We start from the raw sequence: 17106 nt of genomic DNA, 5'->3' as shown, positions 1-17106 counted from the left end.
TTTTGCTACCCGCACCATGACCGATTTTGCCCCGCTTTCCACTGCCAGACGATGGGCGCTCGGATCAGGCGACAAGCCGCCTGCGTCGCTGGGGCGGTTTGAACTCAAGAAGCAGCTGGGCCGGGGCGCCCAGGCCACCGTGTGGCTGGCGCTGGACCCGCGCCTGCAGCGCGAGGTGGCCATCAAGCTGATGCGCCCCATGCAGGACCAGGACCCCTCCGTGCTGGAGCAGTGGCTGCGCGAGGCCCGCCACGTGGGGCGTTTGGCCCACCCCTACATCGTGCCGGTGTTTGAGGCCGATGTGCAGGGCGCGCAGCCCTACATCGTGTTCGAGTACGTGCCCGGAAGCACGCTGGCCGAGCACCTGGCCCAGCAAGGGCGCTGCACGCCCCACGATGCCGTGGCGCTCATGGTGGATGTGCTTGATGGCTTGCATGCCGCCCACCAGGCGGGCATCGTGCACCGCGATCTCAAGCCGTCCAACATCATGATCGATGCGCACCGGCACGCCCGGGTGATGGACTTTGGCATGGCGGCCCCTGTGCAGGCCGCACCGGATGCGCAATTGGCGAGCGGCACGCCCGCCTACATGGCGCCGGAGGCTGCGGCGGGCGCCGCGCCCACCCCCGCGATGGACGTGTATTCCGCTGGCTTGGTGCTCATCGAGATGCTGACCGGGCGCCCCCTTATCCACCAAAAGGACACCTGGCAGGCGCTGTACCGCATTGCCAACGAAAACCTGGCCCTGCCCGCCGACCTGGGCCCCGGCGTGGACGATGGCCTGCGCGCCATTCTTCAACGGGCCATGGCGCGTGACCCGGCGCAGCGCTACGCCACGGCGGCGGACTTTCGGGATGCGTTGCGCGCCTGGGCGGCACCGGCCAGCGCGCCATCGGCTGCCAGCAACGCCACGCTGGACTTTTTGCTGCGGCGCATGCGCCACAAGAGCGACTTCCCGGCCTTGTCGGATTCGGTGGCGCGCATCCAGCGGGTGGCCAATTCGGAAGACGACAGCATCAGCGACCTGACCCACGAAATCCTGAAAGACGTGGCGCTGACCAACAAGCTGTTGCGTCTGGTCAACAGCGTGCATTACGCCCACGCCAGCCGGGGCACCATCAGCACCGTGTCGCGCGCGGTGAGTCTGGTGGGCTTCAATGCGGTGCGCAACATGGCGCTGAGCCTGGTGCTGCTGGACCACATGCAGGACAAGGCCCATGCCAGCCAGATGCGCGAGGAATTTTTGCGCGCCATGATGGCGGGCTCGGTCGCGGCCGAACTGTGCAGCACCAGCCAGGCGGCCGAAGAGGCCTTCATCGGCGCGATGTTCCAGAACCTGGGGCGCATGCTGTGCGAGTTCTACTTTCCCGAAGAGGCGCGGCAGGTGCGCAGCTTGGTGGCGTCCGGGCGGCTGGAAGGGGGCGAGGAGGCCGCGTCCGTCCAGGTGCTGGGCCTGGGGTTTGAAGACCTGGGTGTGGGCGTGGCGCGCGTCTGGGGCCTGCCCGACAGCCTGCAGCGCTGCATGCGCAAACCCCTGGGCTCGCCCATGCAGCGTGCGCCCGAGCAGGGCGTGGAGCGTTTGCGCTGGGCCGCCATGGCGGCCAACGAGGTCGCCAGTGCCCTGTTGTTCAGCGAGCCCGCCCAGCTAGAGGGACAACTGGGACAGGTGGGCACACGCTACGCCCGCACGCTGGCGCTGTCGGCCGAGGCCATTGCCGACGCCACGCTGCGCGCGCGGCACAAGCTGGTGGCGCTGGCCGAGGCGCTGGACCTGCGCGTGGACCCCGACACGCCGGCGGCCCGCCTGCTCAAGCTGCCCCCGGCCGCCGGGGCGCAAGCCGCACCCGACGATGCCCTCGGCGCCCACGAGTTGCGGGTGACGGAAACGCAGCCCCTGCCCGCTGTGCTCGAATCCCAGGCGGGTGGCGCAGTGTCGGTAGCGCAGGTCAATGAAGTGCTGGCGGCGGGCATCCAGGACATCACCAACGCGATGGTCGAGAGTTTTCAGCTCAACGATGTGCTGCGAATGATCCTGGAGACCATGTTCCGCGCCCTGGGTTTTCGGCGCATGGTGTTTTGCCTGCGCGAGGCCCGCACCGACATGCTGACCGGCCGCTTTGGCCTGGGGGAGGGCAGCGAGAGCGCCGTCCGGGCCCTCAAGGTGCCGCTCAAGGCCCAGGGCGACCTGTTTGCCGCCGTGTGCCTGCGCGGCGCCGACACCCTGATCAACGACGCCACCGAGCCCCGCATGCAGGCGCGGCTGCCCGAGTGGTACCGCAAGGGCGTCAATGCGCCGTCGTTTCTGTTGCTGCCGCTGCAGATCAAGGGGCAGCCCTTTGCCCTCATCTATGCCGACCAGGCCACGCCGGGCGGCATTGTGGTGGACGACAAGGCCTTGGGCCTGCTGCGCACCCTGCGCAACCAGGCGGTGATGGCCTTCCGGCAGGCGGGGTAGGGCTGCGGCTCGCGATGTCCCTGCAGGGGCGTGGGCTGCTCTGGTGTGCGGCATCCGCCCGATAATCGGGGGATGGCCGTCGTTTTTGAAAAGCCCACGCTCGTCCAGCGTCTGGCGCCCCTGTTCCGGGGCTTTGACCTCCCCCTCCTGTTGCTGGTGCTGATGCTGGCCAGCGCCGGGTTGCTGGCCATGTATTCGTCGGGCTATGACCACGGCACGCGGTTTGTGGACCATGGGCGCAACATGCTCATCGCAGGGGCCATCCTGTTCATGGTGGCCCAGGTACCCCCCCAGAAAATCATGGCCTGTGCCGTGCCGCTGTACCTCACCGGCGTGGCCCTGCTGGTGGCGGTGGCGCTGTTTGGCATCACCAAAAAAGGGGCGACGCGCTGGATCAACGTAGGCATCGTCATTCAGCCCAGTGAGATCCTCAAGATCGCCATGCCGCTGATGCTGGCCTGGTGGTTCCAGAAGCGCGAGGGCACGCTGCGCCCGCTGGACTTTGCGGCTGCAGGCCTGCTGCTCGCCGTTCCTGTGGGCCTGGTTATGAAGCAGCCTGACCTGGGCACCTCGCTGCTGGTGCTGGCGGCCGGGCTGTCGGTAATCTTCTTTGCGGGCCTGTCCTGGAAGCTGATCCTGCCGCCGGTGCTGATTGGCGGTGTGGGCATCGCTACCCTGGTGCTGCTGGGCGACCAGCTGTGCGCGGATGGCGTGCGCTGGGTGGTGCTGCACGACTACCAGCAGCAGCGCATCTGCACCTTGCTGGACCCCACCCGCGACCCGCTGGGCAAGGGCTTTCACATCATCCAGGGCATGATCGCCATTGGCTCGGGCGGCCTGTGGGGCAAGGGCTTCATGGCGGGCACGCAGACCCACCTGGAGTTCATCCCCGAACGCACTACCGACTTCATCTTTGCTGCCTATTCGGAAGAATTTGGCCTGGCAGGCAACCTGTTCCTGCTGGTGTGTTTTCTGCTGCTGGTCTGGCGGGGGCTGGCCATCGCGGCGGGCGCCAGCACCTTGTTCGGCCGTCTCATGGGGGGCGCAGTGTCGATGATCTTTTTCACCTATGCCTTTGTGAACATGGGCATGGTCAGCGGCATCCTGCCGGTGGTGGGCGTGCCCTTGCCCTTCATCAGCTATGGCGGCACGGCCATGGTCACCCTGGGGCTGGCACTTGGCATCCTGATGTCGGTGGCGCGGTCCCAGAAGCAGGAAACCAAGGACCCTCTCCCTGCCGCGTTGTAGGGCCTTGTGCAGGCGGTTGCCCGCAGCACGCCCTCGGGGTACAAACCGGCTGGCCAACCGTGTTTTGGCCGCTCAGCATCCGGAGGGTTTCCTATGGCGGCGAAGTTTGAGCTTAAAAAGTCGAAAAACGACAAGTTTGTTTTCAACCTGCTGGCCGCCAACGGCCAGGTCATCCTGACCAGCGAGATGTACGAGTCCCGCGCCAGCGCGCTGAATGGCATCGAAGCGGTGCGCAAGAACGCCCCGAACGATGGTCGTTTTGGTCGGCTCAGCGCCAAGAACGGCGCGCCGTATTTCACCCTGAAAGCCGCCAACGGCCAGGTGATTGGCCAAAGCCAGATGTATTCGGGTGCCAAGGCCCGGGACGCAGGCATCGAGTCGGTGCAAGCCCATGCGGCCGAGGCCGGGCTTGACGACCAGACGGCCACCTGACGCGGTGGGCGGCGCTGAAGGTGCGCCGGGTGCACATAGGGGCATGTGGCCCCCACCCGGGCAAGGGCTGGTCAGGCGCCTAAAATGCTTTGATGACTTTCCGCTCCACCACTGCCGCGCCCCAGCGTGCGGCCACCAGCCAGCGCATCGATGTTGCCCGTGAACTGCTGCTGACCCCTTTTGGCCTGGACGAAGGCCACCTTGCCCGCGCTTTGGCCGAAATCCGCGCCCACCAGGTGGACGATGCGGACCTGTACTTCCAGTACACCCGCAGCGAAGGCTGGAGCCTGGAGGAAGGCATCGTCAAGACCGGCTCCTTCAGCATCGACCAGGGCGTGGGAGTGCGTGCCGTCAGTGGCGAGAAGACAGCCTTTGCGTATTCGGACGACATTTCCGAGGCGTCTTTGCTGGATGCGGCCCGCACCGTGCGGTCTATTTCGTCTGCAGCGCAGGCAGGTAAAGCGCGAGTAGCTCCCAAAAAGGTAGCGGCCAGCCGCAGCCTGTACCCGGGCGTGGACCCCATCGCCTCGCTGGACAGTACGGCCAAGGTGGCGTTGCTGGAGCGGCTGGAGCAGCGCGCCCGCGCCAAGGACCCGCGCGTGGCGCAGGTGATGGCCGGGCTGGCCAGCGAATACGACGTGGTGCTGGTAGCGCGCGCCGACGGTACCCTCGCGGCGGATGTGCGCCCCCTGGTGCGGTTGTCAGTGACCGTGATTGCCGAGCAGAACGGTCGCCGCGAGATGGGCTCTGCAGGCGGCGGTGGCCGTTTTGGCCTCGCCTATTTCGACGACGAGCAGATGGGTAAATACGTGGACGAGGCCGTGAATGCGGCCCTGGTCAACCTGGAGTCCCGCCCCGCCCCGGCGGGCGAGATGACCGTGGTGCTGGGCTCGGGCTGGCCCGGCATCCTGCTGCACGAGGCCATCGGCCACGGGCTGGAAGGCGACTTCAACCGCAAGGGCTCCAGCGCGTTCAGCGGCCGCATTGGCCAGCGTGTGGCGGCCAAGGGCGTCACGGTGCTGGATGACGGCACCATTGCAGACCGCCGAGGTTCGCTGAACGTGGACGACGAAGGCCACGCCAGCCAGCGCAACGTGTTGATCGAGGACGGCATCTTGAAGGGCTACATCCAGGACTCCCTGAACGCCCGCCTGATGGGCGTGGCGCCCACCGGTAACGGCCGGCGCGAGAGCTATGCCCACATCCCCATGCCGCGCATGACCAACACCTACATGCTGGGCGGTGACAAGGACCCGCAAGAGATCATCGCCAGCATCAAGAAGGGTCTGTACGCCAGCAACTTCGGGGGCGGGCAGGTGGACATTACCTCGGGCAAGTTCGTGTTCTCGGCCAGCGAGGCGTACTGGGTGGAAAACGGCAAGATCCAGTACCCCGTCAAGGGCGCCACCATCATCGGTAGCGGCCCGGAGTCGCTCAAGAAAGTGACCATGATCGGCAACGACATGCGCCTGGACAGCGGCGTGGGCACCTGCGGCAAGGAAGGCCAGAGCGTGCCCGTGGGCGTGGGGCAACCCACGCTGCGCATCGAAGGCCTCACGGTGGGCGGTACGGCCTGAGGGTTGCGTTGGCAGCCTGCCGGCAGACCTTGGGTGGTGCGTGACTTCGCGTTTTCACCTGCTTTTCGGGGCTTGTACTGCGCATTGGCCAGCGCACAATGGGTGACACCATGCCCGCCACGCGCCCCAGTCAACTGCTGACGCTCCAGTCGTTTGGAGACATCAGCCGCTTCTTGCGCGAAGGCGTGGCGGACGAAGATTCACGCCAGCTCCGTGACAGCCTGGGCGTGCTGTCCACCCAGATCGACGAGGTGGTGCGCACCCGCCGCACCAGCACCGACACCACCGAAATCACCCGCCGCGTGGTGGCCTTGTCCCACAGCGCGCGTGAGCACCAGCTGTTTTTGACCGGCCTGGGCTCAGCATGGCACGCGCTGTACGAGTTTGGCGCCTACCAGCGCGCACTGAGAGAGCTGCGCAACGCCATTGCCGACTGGCAGTCGATGCTGGAGCAGCGCAGCACCAAAGAAAGCGCCAGTTTCGACCAGTTCGAACTACTGGCCTGGCGCACGCTGGGCGAGGCGTTGCTGCTCATCGACATGTACGAGCACCAGAGCAATCCGGCAAGCGATTTGCAGGACATGCCGCCGCCGCGCAAGCCCTCGGCACTGCAGCGCTTGCGGGCATGGTTTCGGGGCGGCCGGCGGTGAATGGCCGGAGCGCCACGTGTTGTAAGCGGGCGCGTGTCGTGCATTCGCAACAGGCCGAGGGGGCCGAACCGGCGCACTCCTGTGCTACATTGGCTGCCATGCAAGTTCGCAGCGCGTTTTATTTTTGGTTTTTTATCTCGGTCCCCGGCGGATGAGAGGAAAACGCGCAAGCACACACAACCTCCCCATACCAACCGCCGACGCTGCAAAGCCCGGCGGTTTTTGTTTTTCAGCCCTCCCGTTTTTCCATCCACTCCAACCGACTCCACGAGGAAGCAACCATGACGGCCACTACCAACCCCACCAGCGATGCCTGGTACCGCAGCGTCGAGAAAACCAGCCAGACCGACGACGAACGTATCAAGGACATCACCGTGTTGCCTCCTCCCGAGCATCTGATCCGCTTCTTCCCGATCGGCGGCACGCCGGTCGAATCGCTGATCACCCAGACCCGCAAGAACATCCACAACATCATGGCTGGCAAAGATGACCGCCTGCTGGTGGTCATTGGCCCTTGCTCCATCCACGACCCTGCCGCTGCTGTCGAGTACGCCCGCCGCCTGATGGCCGTGCGCACCCAGTACGCCGACACACTCGAAATCGTGATGCGCGTGTACTTCGAAAAGCCACGCACTACCGTGGGCTGGAAGGGGCTGATCAACGACCCCTACCTTGACGAAAGCTACCGCATCGATGAAGGCCTGCGCATTGCGCGCCAGCTGCTCATCGAGATCAACCGCCTGGGCATGCCTGCAGGCAGCGAGTTCCTGGACGTGATTTCGCCCCAGTACATCGGCGACCTCATCAGCTGGGGCGCGATTGGCGCGCGCACCACCGAAAGCCAGGTGCACCGCGAGCTGGCCTCGGGCATCTCGGCGCCCATCGGCTTCAAGAACGGCACGGACGGCAACATCCGCATCGCCACAGACGCCATCCAGTCGGCGAGCCGGGGCCACCACTTCCTGTCGGTGCACAAGAACGGCCAGGTTGCCATCGTGAACACCAAGGGCAACAAGGACTGCCACGTGATTTTGCGCGGCGGCAAGACGCCCAACTACGACGCCGCCAGTGTGGCCGCCGCCTGCAAGGACCTCGAAGCTGCCAAGCTGCCTGCCACATTGATGGTGGACTGCAGCCATGCCAACAGCAGCAAACAGCACGAAAAGCAGCTGGACGTGGCCCGCGACGTGGCGGCCCAGGTGGCGGGTGGTTCGCGCAGCGTGTTCGGCCTGATGATCGAAAGCCACCTGACGGCAGGCGCCCAGAAGTTCACGCCTGGCAAGGACGATCCTTCGGCACTCGAATACGGCAAGAGCATCACCGACGCCTGCCTGGGCTGGGACGCCTCGCTGCAGGCGCTGACCGAGCTGTCGGACGCCGTCAAGGCACGCCGTGCCCGCTGATCGCTGGCTTCATTGCAAGGTCTAAACTGGGGGCGCTTGCTGCGCGCACTCTGCGTGCAGCAGCGGTCACCAGTCACCGCAACAACACAGAAAGGCGATCCATCATGCACAGCGAAGTGTCGGTCAAGCTGGCCGCAAACCAGGAATACCGTTTTGATCTGGAGGGCGCCGAGCCCATGGCCCACGAGGCGGGGCGGCGCTGGCTCGACGATCAGTTCATCGCGCTGGACTGCGAGCCTCTGCGCGCCAGCGGCAAGGTGCTGCTGGCCGACAAGGTGCTGACCGTGGCCCGCGCGGCCGGTGTGGCGCTGATGCAAGACCCCACCTGGTCCCGCGACTTTGCGCGTGCCGCCAGCGCCGCACTCGCCAAGCCCATCGTGCGGGTAGACGTGCCGGGCATGGCGGTCACGTTCTGAACGCCATTTGATAGAAATTGGCTGCTAGCGCTAGTGGAATATGCGCTAGCAGCTATTATTTTTGTAGTGCTTGCAGCAGCTTGGCGTGGATGCCGCCAAAGCCGCCATTGCTCATGCACACCACGTGGTCGCCCGGGCGTGCGGCCTGGGTGACCTGGGCCACCAGCGTATCGATGTCCGGCGCCGTCTGGGCGCGCTGGCCGGGCCCGACGCCCAGCGATGCCAGCGCCTGTGCGGCATCCCAGTCCAGCCCTGCCGTGTGGCAAAAGGCCAGATCGGCGGGCTCCAGCGCCCAGGGCAGCTGGCTTTTCATCGCACCCAGCTTCATGGTGTTGCTGCGGGGCTCGAACACCGCCAGGATGCGTGCGCCAGCGCCTAAAGTACGGCGCAGGCCGTCCAGCGTGGTGCGCAAGGCGGTAGGGTGGTGGGCAAAGTCGTCGTACACGGCCACGCCGCCCACCGTGCCACGCAGCTCCATGCGCCGCTTCACGTTCTGAAAACTGCCCAGAGCTGCCGCGGCCTGTGCGGGCGCCACGCCCACGTGGTGGGCCGCCGCGATGGCTGCCAGCGCATTGAGCTGGTTGTGCACGCCGGTCAGCGTCCATTCCACGCGCGCCACGGTTTGCCCTTGGTGCAGCACATCAAAAGCCTGCGGGTCACCCACGGCGTGAAAGTCGCTGACGGCAGCGCCAAAGCTGGTCACCTCGCTCCAGCAGCCGGTGTGCAGCACGCGGGCCAGGCTTTCTTCCAGTCCATTGACCACCACGCGTCCCGAGGGCGGAACCGTGCGCACCAGGTGGTGGAACTGGCGCTCGATGGCCGCCAGGTCGTCAAAGATGTCTGCGTGGTCGAACTCTAGGTTGTTCAGCACGGCGGTGCGGGGCCGGTAGTGCACGAACTTGCTGCGCTTGTCGAAAAAGGCGGTGTCGTATTCGTCGGCCTCGATCACGAACAGCGGTGCGGCGCCGAGCGGCGTGGCGGCTGGCGCGGGGCGCTGCGCAGCGCCCAGGCGCGCAGACACGCCAAAGTTCAGAGGCACGCCGCCGATCAGAAAGCCCGGTTGCTGCCCGGCCGATTCCAGAATCCACGCCAGCATCGAGGTGGTGGTGGTCTTGCCGTGCGTGCCAGCCACGGCCAGCACATGGCGACCCTGCAGCACATGCTCGGCCAGCCATTGGGGGCCGCTGGTGTAAGGCAGGCCTGCGTCCAGAATGGCTTCCATCAACGGAAACTTGGGGGAGCCGTCGGCCAGCCGGGCGCGGCTGACAACATTGCCCACCACAAACATGTCGGGCTGAAGCGCGAGCTGGTCGGCGCCGAAGCCTTCGATCAGGTCGATACCCAACGCGCGGAGCTGGTCGCTCATGGGTGGGTAGACCCCGGCGTCGCAGCCCGTCACCTTGTGCCCTGCCTCGCGCGCCAGGGCAGCGAGGCCTCCCATGAACGTGCCGCAGATGCCCAGTATGTGTATATGCATGGGCGCAGATTCTAAGGCCGGGGGGTGGGTGCCTCCTTCAAGGCAAAAAGGACTGCAGGTACCCACTCTGTCTGCCTTAGGTGCTCTCAAAATAGTAGTTCCTCTGCGCGTCGGTTGTCTGGGTCGCCAGTGCGGCCTGGGGCCATCGGCCGCCGTGTCACGGCTTCGCGCCACAATGCAGGTTCTTTAGTTCCCCACCGCTGCCATGCACACACCCCTGAGCGATGAAATCGCCCAAACGACCGCCCGCCTGGTGGTGGAAGAGGGGCTGGAATGGGGCCCCGCCAAGCGCCGGGCGCTGCGGCAGATGGGCCTGCCGGCCCGCACCCCGCTGCCGGACAATGATCTGGTGGAAGAGGCGGTGCGGGAGTACATCCAGCTCTTCTGTGCCGATACCCAGCCGCGCGAGCTGCGGGCGTTACGCCAACTGGCCCTGGTGTGGATGGACCGCATGGCGGCCTTTCGGCCGCATCTGGCGGGGGCGGTGTGGCATGGCACGGCCACGCGCCTGTCAGACATTTACCTGCAATTGTTCTGTGATGACCCCAAATCGGCAGAGATCGCGCTGATCGATCATCATGTGGACTACGAACCGCGAACGGTCACTGGCTTTCATGGCGAATCGGTGGAGGCGCTGAGCCTGGGTAGCAAATCGCCCGAGCTCAATGAAATGATCGGTGTGCACCTGCTGATCTATGACCTGGACGACCTGCGGGGTGCGCTCAAACCCGACTCGAAGGGCCGGACACCGCGCGGTGACATCACGGCCGTGCGCCGCTTGCTTCAGGAAACCACGACCCCATGACACAGCCTGCTGAATCTCTCGCCCCGGTGACTCCCGATGTCTCTGCTCCCTCGGCAGCGCGCAGGCGCCTGTTGTATGCGGGGGTGGCTGGGGCTGCGGCTCTGGGTGGCGCGGGCTTCGCATGGTGGAAATTTCAGCCCCATGCCGTGGAGCCGGGGGCCGAGCAGGCGCTCTGGGGGCTGGAGTTTGAAACGCCCGCCGGTAGCACCGTGGCCATGAAGTCCCTGGCAGGCAAGCCGCTGCTGCTCAATTTCTGGGCCACGTGGTGTCCACCTTGCGTGGAAGAGCTGCCCATGCTCAACGCCTTCTATCGCGAACAATCTGCTAAAGGCTGGCAAGTGCTGGGTTTGGCGATTGATCAGCCTTCGGCGGTGCGCAAGTTCCTGACCCGTATCCCGCTCGATTTTCCCGTGGGGCTCGCCGGTTTGGGCGGCACAGACCTGGGGCGGTCGCTGGGCAACCTGACAGGAGGCCTGCCGTTCACGGTGGTCCTGGGCGGGGAGGGGAAAGTGCTGCATCGTAAAATGGGGCAAGTGACCACCCAGGATTTGCAGCTTTGGGCAGGTCTGCGTTGAGGATGCGCGCCCATATACACGGGCTGCATAGGGGTTCTCGACGTGTCTTCTCTCGATGAAACGGCACTTTCCCATGTCGAAGTTCATGAAAAATGCGGGTGGAAGACTGCGATAGGGTGAAATTGGAGTAAATTCGCGCCCTATTCAGTTTTATAGCCGTTGGAGCTTCCATGGATTTGCGAAAACTCAAAACCCTCATCGATCTCGTGTCCGAGTCGAATGTCTCTGAACTCGAAATCACGGAAGCCGAGGGCAAAGTCCGCATCGTCAAGAGCGTGGGGGGAGTTGTCCAGCAGTACGTTGCTGCCCCCGTGCAGGCCCCTGTGGCCCCCGCACCCGCTGCTGCACAAGTTGCCGAGCTGCCTGCGCCGTCGACACCCGCAGCCCCAGCGGGCCATATCGTGAAGTCCCCCATGGTGGGCACCTTCTACCGCTCGTCCAGCCCCGGCGCCAAGCCTTTTGTCGAGGTGGGCAGCCAGGTTAAGGAAGGCGAGACCATCTGCATCATCGAGGCCATGAAGATCCTCAACGAGATCGAGGCTGACAAGTCGGGCACTGTGACCCGCATCCTGGGCGAAAACGGCCAGGCCGTGGAATACGGACAACCTTTGTTCGTCATCGAATAAGGCGCGCATGTTCAAGAAAATCCTGGTCGCAAACCGAGGGGAAATCGCCCTTCGCATCCAGCGCGCCTGCAGTGAACTCGGGATCAAGGCCGTGATGGTCTACTCCGAGGCCGACCGCGACGCCAAATACGTCAAGCTGGCCGAGGAGGCCGTCTGCATTGGCCCCGCGCCCTCGCCACTGTCGTACCTCAACATGCCGGCCATCATCTCGGCGGCCGAGGTGACCGATGCCGAAGCCATCCACCCTGGCTACGGTTTCCTGTCCGAGAACGCCGACTTTGCCGAGCGCGTCGAAAAGAGCGGCTTCCAGTTCATCGGCCCCACGCCCGAGTCGATCCGCATCATGGGCGACAAGGTGTCGGCCAAGCAGGCCATGATCCGCGCGGGCGTGCCCTGCGTGCCGGGTTCCGAGGGCGAATTGCCCGACGACCCGGTGCAGATCCGCCGCATCGCCAAGGCCATCGGCTACCCGGTCATCATCAAGGCTGCCGGCGGCGGCGGTGGTCGCGGCATGCGCGTGGTTCACACCGAGGCGGCCCTGGTCAATGCCGTGCAGATGACCAAGGCCGAGGCGGGCGCTGCGTTTGGCAACCCGGCGGTGTACATGGAGAAGTTCCTCCAGAACCCGCGCCACATTGAGATCCAGATCCTGGCCGACAAGCACCGCAATGCGGTGTACCTGGGCGAGCGCGACTGCTCCATGCAGCGCCGCCACCAGAAGGTGATCGAAGAGGCACCTGCCCCTGGCATCCCCCGCAAGCTGATCGAGAAGATTGGCGAGCGCTGCGTGGCCGCCTGCAAGAAGATCGGCTACCGCGGCGCGGGCACGTTCGAGTTTCTTTACGAGAACGGCGAGTTCTATTTCATCGAGATGAACACCCGCGTGCAGGTGGAACACCCCGTGACCGAGTGGATCACTGGCGTGGACATCGTGAAGACGCAGATCATGGTGGCGGCGGGCGAGAAGCTGCCCTTCACCCAGCGCCAGATCGAAATCCGTGGCCACGCCATCGAATGCCGGGTGAACGCGGAAGACCCGTACAAGTTCATCCCGTCGCCTGGGCGCATCACCACGTGGCATCCACCGGGGGGGCCTGGCGTGCGTGTGGACTCGCATGCCTACAGCAACTACTTTGTGCCGCCGAACTATGACTCGATGATCGGCAAGATCATCGTGCACGGTGACACGCGTGAGCAGGCCCTGGCCCGCATGCGCACGGCGCTGTCTGAAACCGTGATCGAAGGCATCAACACCAACGTGCCGCTGCACCGCGAGCTGATGGTGGACGCCAAGTTCATGGCGGGTGGCACCAACATTCACTACCTGGAAGAGTGGCTGTCGCAGCACAAGCGCTGAGCGGGCAGACTTGCAGGTCGTTCACATGCTGGCTCCTGGCAACGGGTGCCAGCATTTCACTTTTTTCGAGAGACGCCTATGTTTGAGCTGAGTCTGATGTGCCCCGAGGACCGGATTGAAGCGGTCAGCGATGCGCTGGACGCGCTGGATGCGCTTTCCGTATCGGTGGAAGACGCCGATGCGCAGACCGACGCCGAACAGGCGCTGTTTGGCGAGCCTGGCATGCCGCCGCCCAAGGATGGCTGGCAGCGCAGCCGTGTGGTCGCCTTGTTCCCCTCCGAGGTGGCGGCCCGCGAAGCGCAGCAGTTGCTGGTGGTGCAGGACTTTTTTGTGGGCTGCCAGGTGCTGGGTGTGGCCCAAGTGCCCGAGCAGGACTGGGTGCGGCTGACCCAGTCGCAGTTTGCCCCGGTGGACATCACACCCGATTTCTGGATCGTACCTACCTGGCATGAACTGCCTGCCCAGGCGGTACGCAGCATCCGGCTCGACCCTGGTCTGGCCTTTGGCACGGGCACACACCCCACCACACGCATGTGTCTGCGCTGGATTGCGCGCAACGGCGCTACGCAGCCCGGTCAGGGTAACCCCCTGGGGCGGGTGCTGGACTATGGATGCGGGTCGGGCATTCTGGCCATTGGTGCGGCCAAGTTCGGCGCCACAGACATTGACGCAGTCGATATCGACCCTGCGGCTGTGGAGTCCACCGTACAGAACGCCCAGGCCAATCAGGTCACGCTCAAAGCAGGTCTGCCGGACAAGGCACAAGGCGAATACCAGACGGTGCTGGCCAACATCCTGGCGACGCCGTTGCGGGTGTTGGCCCCGCTGCTGTGCAGCTATGTGGCTGCGGGCGGCCATCTGGTGTTGGCGGGCATTCTGGAGCGCCAGGCAGATGAGCTCAAGGAGGCGTATGCGCCCTGGCTGCCGCTGGAAGTGGCGGACACCGAGGATGGCTGGATTCTGATGACCGCACGCCGTTGAACGTGCGCGAGCGCTGTTCTGGCGGCCGTGGCATGGCCTCTACAATCCTTCGCTGATGAGCCAGATCACCCGCTGCCCGTCCTGCGCCACCACCTTCAAGGTCGTGGCGGACCAATTGCGCATCTCGGAGGGATGGGTGCGCTGCGGCCAATGCAAGGAGGTATTCGATGCCTCTGCCCATTTGCTGCCGGTGGCGCCTGAAGCGCTGCTGCCCGATGTGTCGCTCACGGACCTGCGGGCGCCCACAGCCCCGGTCGTCCGCAAGCCCGATGCGCTGGGTGCGTGGGGCGGCGGCAAATCAACTGGCGCCGCTCCGCCCGCTGCTGCGAATGCCGTCAAGGCGACCACGCCTGTCACTGGGAGTGTTTCGGAGTCCGCTACCCGGGCAGCGGTGACCAACACGGTTGACGCCCCGCTGTTCAGCGCGGTGCATGATGTACCTGCGGCCCCTGTGCTGGATATCCCCAGCCCGGCGGTGCCCGCGTTTCTCACGGCAGGCGCTCGCAAGGAAGCCTCTGCTGAAGTTCTGGGGGATGACCTCGTCGCCCCCTTTGCATGGAGGGCCCACAGCGCGCCACGGGCCCCGGCTGCGGTGGGTGCCGGGGCAACGCTATCGGCCCCAGTGCCTACGGAGATTCCGGGGCCGATAGTGGAACCCACCACGGCTCCACGCGCCGGTGATTCCGCATTGGATGCGAACGGGTCTGTACATGGACACAGGGATGCTTCGGCGGTGCCCTCGGGCTCGGTGACACCAGTTGTCGGCGAGGAGGCCGGCAGCTTGGCCGGAGGGCCTTTGCCGCCGGTGACCGAGCCCCCCAGCCCTGCTGGTTACGAACTGCCTTTTGCAGAACTTCGCGATTCCGAAGTGACACCGGATGCGTCCTTGGATGCGGATGCTGCTGGCCTCGTCGACCTGTCGGGCGATCCTATCCATTCAACGGGGGCATCGGAGGCTTTGGCGCAGCGGCCATCCGACTCCAGTGCCGCGCTTCTGGACGAAGTGCGGAAGCCCGCGCCAGCGCCGGTCGGGGAGTCCGTTGCTCTGGCGCCTCCGCTGCCTTCCGTCGACTTTGTGCCCAAGGCGGATGCCCCGGAGACGCCGGCTATGGAACTGGTGAAGGACGATTCGCACGCGGCCATCCTGCGGGCGCGACCTCGGCGGGCTGCGGACGACGACGATGAGGCCGAGGACCAGGAGTCCGACCCCGAGGTCAGTTTTGTACTTGCTGCGCGCCGCAAGGCGTTCTGGCGCAAACCTGTCGTGCGGATGGCGTTGGGGCTGGTGTTCTTTATTTCCCTGCTGGGCTTGGCGTTGCAGATTGCCGTGCAGGAACGCGACCGCATTGCCGCGCTGGACGCTCGCACCCGCCCCTGGCTGGTGAAACTGTGCGAGCCCTTGCGCTGCGAGCTTGCGCCCGTGCGCCAGATTGCCGATGTGGTCATCGACAGTTCTTCCTTCAACAAGGCGCGCGGCGACAGCTACCAACTGGCGCTGACGATGAAGAGCTCCGCCACCATCCCCTTGGCCATGCCTGCGGTGGAATTGACCTTGACCGATGCGCAGGACCAGCCCGTGTTGCGGCGGGTCTTGTTGCCCACCGACATGGCCGCGCCGGCGGAGTTGCCCGCGAAGGGGGAGTGGGGCACCTCGGTGTCGGTGCTCGTGACCACGGGCGGTGCACGTGTGGCGGGCTACCGGCTGCTGGCGTTCTATCCCTGATTTCTCCCAACAACTTACCGAGTTTCACTATCTATGGCTGCCCTCATTTGTGGTTCCCTGGCGTTCGACACCATCATGACTTTCGAGGGGCGTTTTGCTGAGCAGATCCTGCCGGATCAACTGCACATCCTGAACGTGTCCTTCCTGGTCCCTTCGCTGCGCCGCGACTTCGGGGGGTGTGCGGGCAATATCGCTTACAGCCTCAAGCTGCTGGGTGGTGAGCCACTGCCCATGGCCATGCTGGGCAGCGATGGTGCTGATTACTTGCAGCGGCTGGAGTCGCTGGGTATCAGTGCTCGCCACGTTGGGCAGGTGCAGGACAACTACACCGCACAGGCGATGATCATGACGGACCGTGACAACAACCAGATCACGGCCTTTCACCCCGGTGCCATGATGCAAGCCCATGCCAACCGCATTGGTGCCGACAGCCGTGTCGGCGTGGGAATCATCGCGCCGGATGGGCGCGATGCCATGCTGGAGCATGCAGCCCAGTTCGTCGCAGCGAGCATCCCGTTTGTGTTCGATCCGGGCCAGGGCCTGCCCATGTTCAACGGGCAGGAATTGATCCAGTTCATTGAACAAGCCACCTGGGTCACCGTCAATGACTACGAGGGGAAGATGCTGTGCGACCGCACCGGCTGGTCGCTGGCCGATATCTCCCGCAAGGTGCAGGGGCTGGTGGTGACATTGGGCGCAGAGGGCTGTGAGGTCTGGGTGAATGGTGACAAGACCCATGTCCCCCCCGTGAAACCTGCCGCCGTGGTGGACCCTACGGGCTGTGGCGACGCCTGGCGCGGCGCGCTGCTGTTTGGTCTGGAAAAGGGCTGGCCACTCGTACGTTGTGCCGAATTGGGCAACCGGGTGGGCGCTCTCAAGATCGCGCAGCGTGGCCCACAGAACTACACGCTGGATTTCGATCCGCTGGCATAAGCCACTCAGGCCACTCAGCCAATGTCGCCCGCGTTGCGTTACGCCGGGCGATACAGCGCAACTTGCTCACGGGGCAACTCCCGGGAGAGCCCTTACCAAGATGCAGACGAAAAAAACCCGGTGCGTGTGCACCGGGTTGAGCGCGTGGCGCGCCAGGATCAGGGCTTGTTGCCCGTAGGGAAAGGCCAGGCTGCCTGAGGGTTCAGCGTGGTTTGTGCTGCGGGGGCAGCGGCCGCAGGGGCAGGCGCCTTGGGGGCCTTCTTGGCTGGTGCAGCTTTCTTTGCGGGGGCAGCCTTGGCAGGTGCGGCAGCCTTCTTTGCAGCTACGGCCTTCTTGGCGGGAGCGGCTTTCTTTGCCGGTGCTGCTGCCTTCTTGGCGGGTGCGGCCTTCTTCGCAGCTACGGCCTTCTTGGCGGGAGCGGCTTTCTTTGCCGGTGCTGCTGCCTTCT

The 17106-nt window shown here is 65.1% G+C and carries 16 protein-coding genes; 14 read left to right on the top strand and 2 right to left on the bottom strand.

Features of this window, described 5'->3' with window-relative positions; translation table 11 throughout:
• Nucleotides 1-16: 16 nt before the first annotated feature.
• The 7 genes from ACODSU_RS18000 (at nucleotide 17) to ACODSU_RS17970 (ending at nucleotide 8181) form a co-directional block, all read left to right on the top strand.
• Nucleotides 17-2455, top strand: coding sequence for a protein kinase domain-containing protein (locus ACODSU_RS18000; protein WP_488843687.1), 2439 nt, complete (start codon nucleotides 17-19; stop codon nucleotides 2453-2455).
• Between the two features lie 72 nt (nucleotides 2456-2527).
• Entirely contained in the window at nucleotides 2528-3703 is a 1176-nt protein-coding gene (rodA, locus tag ACODSU_RS17995) for a rod shape-determining protein RodA (RefSeq protein ID WP_209818162.1), read from the top strand.
• A 93-nt stretch (nucleotides 3704-3796) separates the two neighbouring features.
• On the top strand, nucleotides 3797-4135 hold the full coding sequence (locus ACODSU_RS17990; RefSeq protein WP_015015637.1) for a YegP family protein: 339 nt from the start codon (nucleotides 3797-3799) through the stop codon (nucleotides 4133-4135).
• A 92-nt stretch (nucleotides 4136-4227) separates the two neighbouring features.
• Entirely contained in the window at nucleotides 4228-5712 is a 1485-nt protein-coding gene (gene tldD / locus ACODSU_RS17985) for a metalloprotease TldD (protein WP_295943076.1), read from the top strand.
• Between the two features lie 110 nt (nucleotides 5713-5822).
• Nucleotides 5823-6362, top strand: a complete 540-nt coding sequence (locus tag ACODSU_RS17980; RefSeq protein ID WP_488843684.1) for a hypothetical protein — start codon at nucleotides 5823-5825, stop codon at nucleotides 6360-6362.
• A 281-nt stretch (nucleotides 6363-6643) separates the two neighbouring features.
• Nucleotides 6644-7765: a 3-deoxy-7-phosphoheptulonate synthase gene (locus ACODSU_RS17975; protein ID WP_488843682.1), complete on the top strand. Its 1122-nt coding sequence runs from the start codon at nucleotides 6644-6646 to the stop codon at nucleotides 7763-7765.
• Nucleotides 7766-7869: 104 nt separating this feature from the next.
• Nucleotides 7870-8181: a hypothetical protein gene (locus tag ACODSU_RS17970; RefSeq protein WP_015015633.1), complete on the top strand. Its 312-nt coding sequence runs from the start codon at nucleotides 7870-7872 to the stop codon at nucleotides 8179-8181.
• Nucleotides 8182-8236: 55 nt separating this feature from the next.
• Here ACODSU_RS17970 and mpl read toward each other — a convergent pair whose 3' ends face one another.
• Nucleotides 8237-9658, bottom strand: coding sequence for a UDP-N-acetylmuramate:L-alanyl-gamma-D-glutamyl-meso-diaminopimelate ligase (gene mpl / locus ACODSU_RS17965; RefSeq protein ID WP_488843680.1), 1422 nt, complete (start codon nucleotides 9656-9658; stop codon nucleotides 8237-8239).
• A gap of 205 nt (nucleotides 9659-9863) precedes the next feature.
• Here mpl and ACODSU_RS17960 point away from each other — a divergent pair, with 205 nt between their 5' ends.
• The 7 genes from ACODSU_RS17960 to ACODSU_RS17930 all read left to right on the top strand — a co-directional run bounded on the left by ACODSU_RS17960 (nucleotide 9864) and on the right by ACODSU_RS17930 (nucleotide 16658).
• Entirely contained in the window at nucleotides 9864-10463 is a 600-nt protein-coding gene (locus ACODSU_RS17960; RefSeq protein ID WP_488843678.1) for a hypothetical protein, read from the top strand.
• Nucleotides 10460-11038, top strand: coding sequence for a TlpA family protein disulfide reductase (locus tag ACODSU_RS17955; protein WP_015015630.1), 579 nt, complete (start codon nucleotides 10460-10462; stop codon nucleotides 11036-11038). The genes ACODSU_RS17960 and ACODSU_RS17955 overlap by 4 nt, the downstream gene beginning before the upstream one ends.
• A gap of 170 nt (nucleotides 11039-11208) precedes the next feature.
• A complete protein-coding gene (gene accB, locus ACODSU_RS17950) occupies nucleotides 11209-11664 on the top strand; it encodes an acetyl-CoA carboxylase biotin carboxyl carrier protein (RefSeq protein ID WP_488843676.1) in 456 nt (151 codons plus the stop codon).
• Between the two features lie 7 nt (nucleotides 11665-11671).
• Nucleotides 11672-13021 (top strand): acetyl-CoA carboxylase biotin carboxylase subunit, encoded by a 1350-nt coding sequence (accC, locus tag ACODSU_RS17945; protein ID WP_209818176.1) that lies wholly within the window; start codon nucleotides 11672-11674, stop codon nucleotides 13019-13021.
• 78 nt (nucleotides 13022-13099) lie between these two features.
• Nucleotides 13100-14002: a 50S ribosomal protein L11 methyltransferase gene (gene prmA / locus ACODSU_RS17940; protein ID WP_060985127.1), complete on the top strand. Its 903-nt coding sequence runs from the start codon at nucleotides 13100-13102 to the stop codon at nucleotides 14000-14002.
• 55 nt (nucleotides 14003-14057) lie between these two features.
• Entirely contained in the window at nucleotides 14058-15725 is a 1668-nt protein-coding gene (locus ACODSU_RS17935; RefSeq protein WP_488843673.1) for a DUF3426 domain-containing protein, read from the top strand.
• Nucleotides 15726-15758: 33 nt separating this feature from the next.
• On the top strand, nucleotides 15759-16658 hold the full coding sequence (locus ACODSU_RS17930) for a carbohydrate kinase family protein (RefSeq protein ID WP_488843671.1): 900 nt from the start codon (nucleotides 15759-15761) through the stop codon (nucleotides 16656-16658).
• A 158-nt stretch (nucleotides 16659-16816) separates the two neighbouring features.
• On the opposite strand, the gene ACODSU_RS17925 is transcribed toward ACODSU_RS17930, so the two are convergent.
• A partial coding sequence (locus ACODSU_RS17925) for a histone (protein WP_488843669.1) occupies nucleotides 16817-17106 on the bottom strand: 290 nt, incomplete at its 5' end.

It is taken from the genome of Acidovorax sp. FG48, from assembly GCF_057809085.1.
This window is presented reverse-complemented; position numbering and strand designations above follow the sequence as displayed.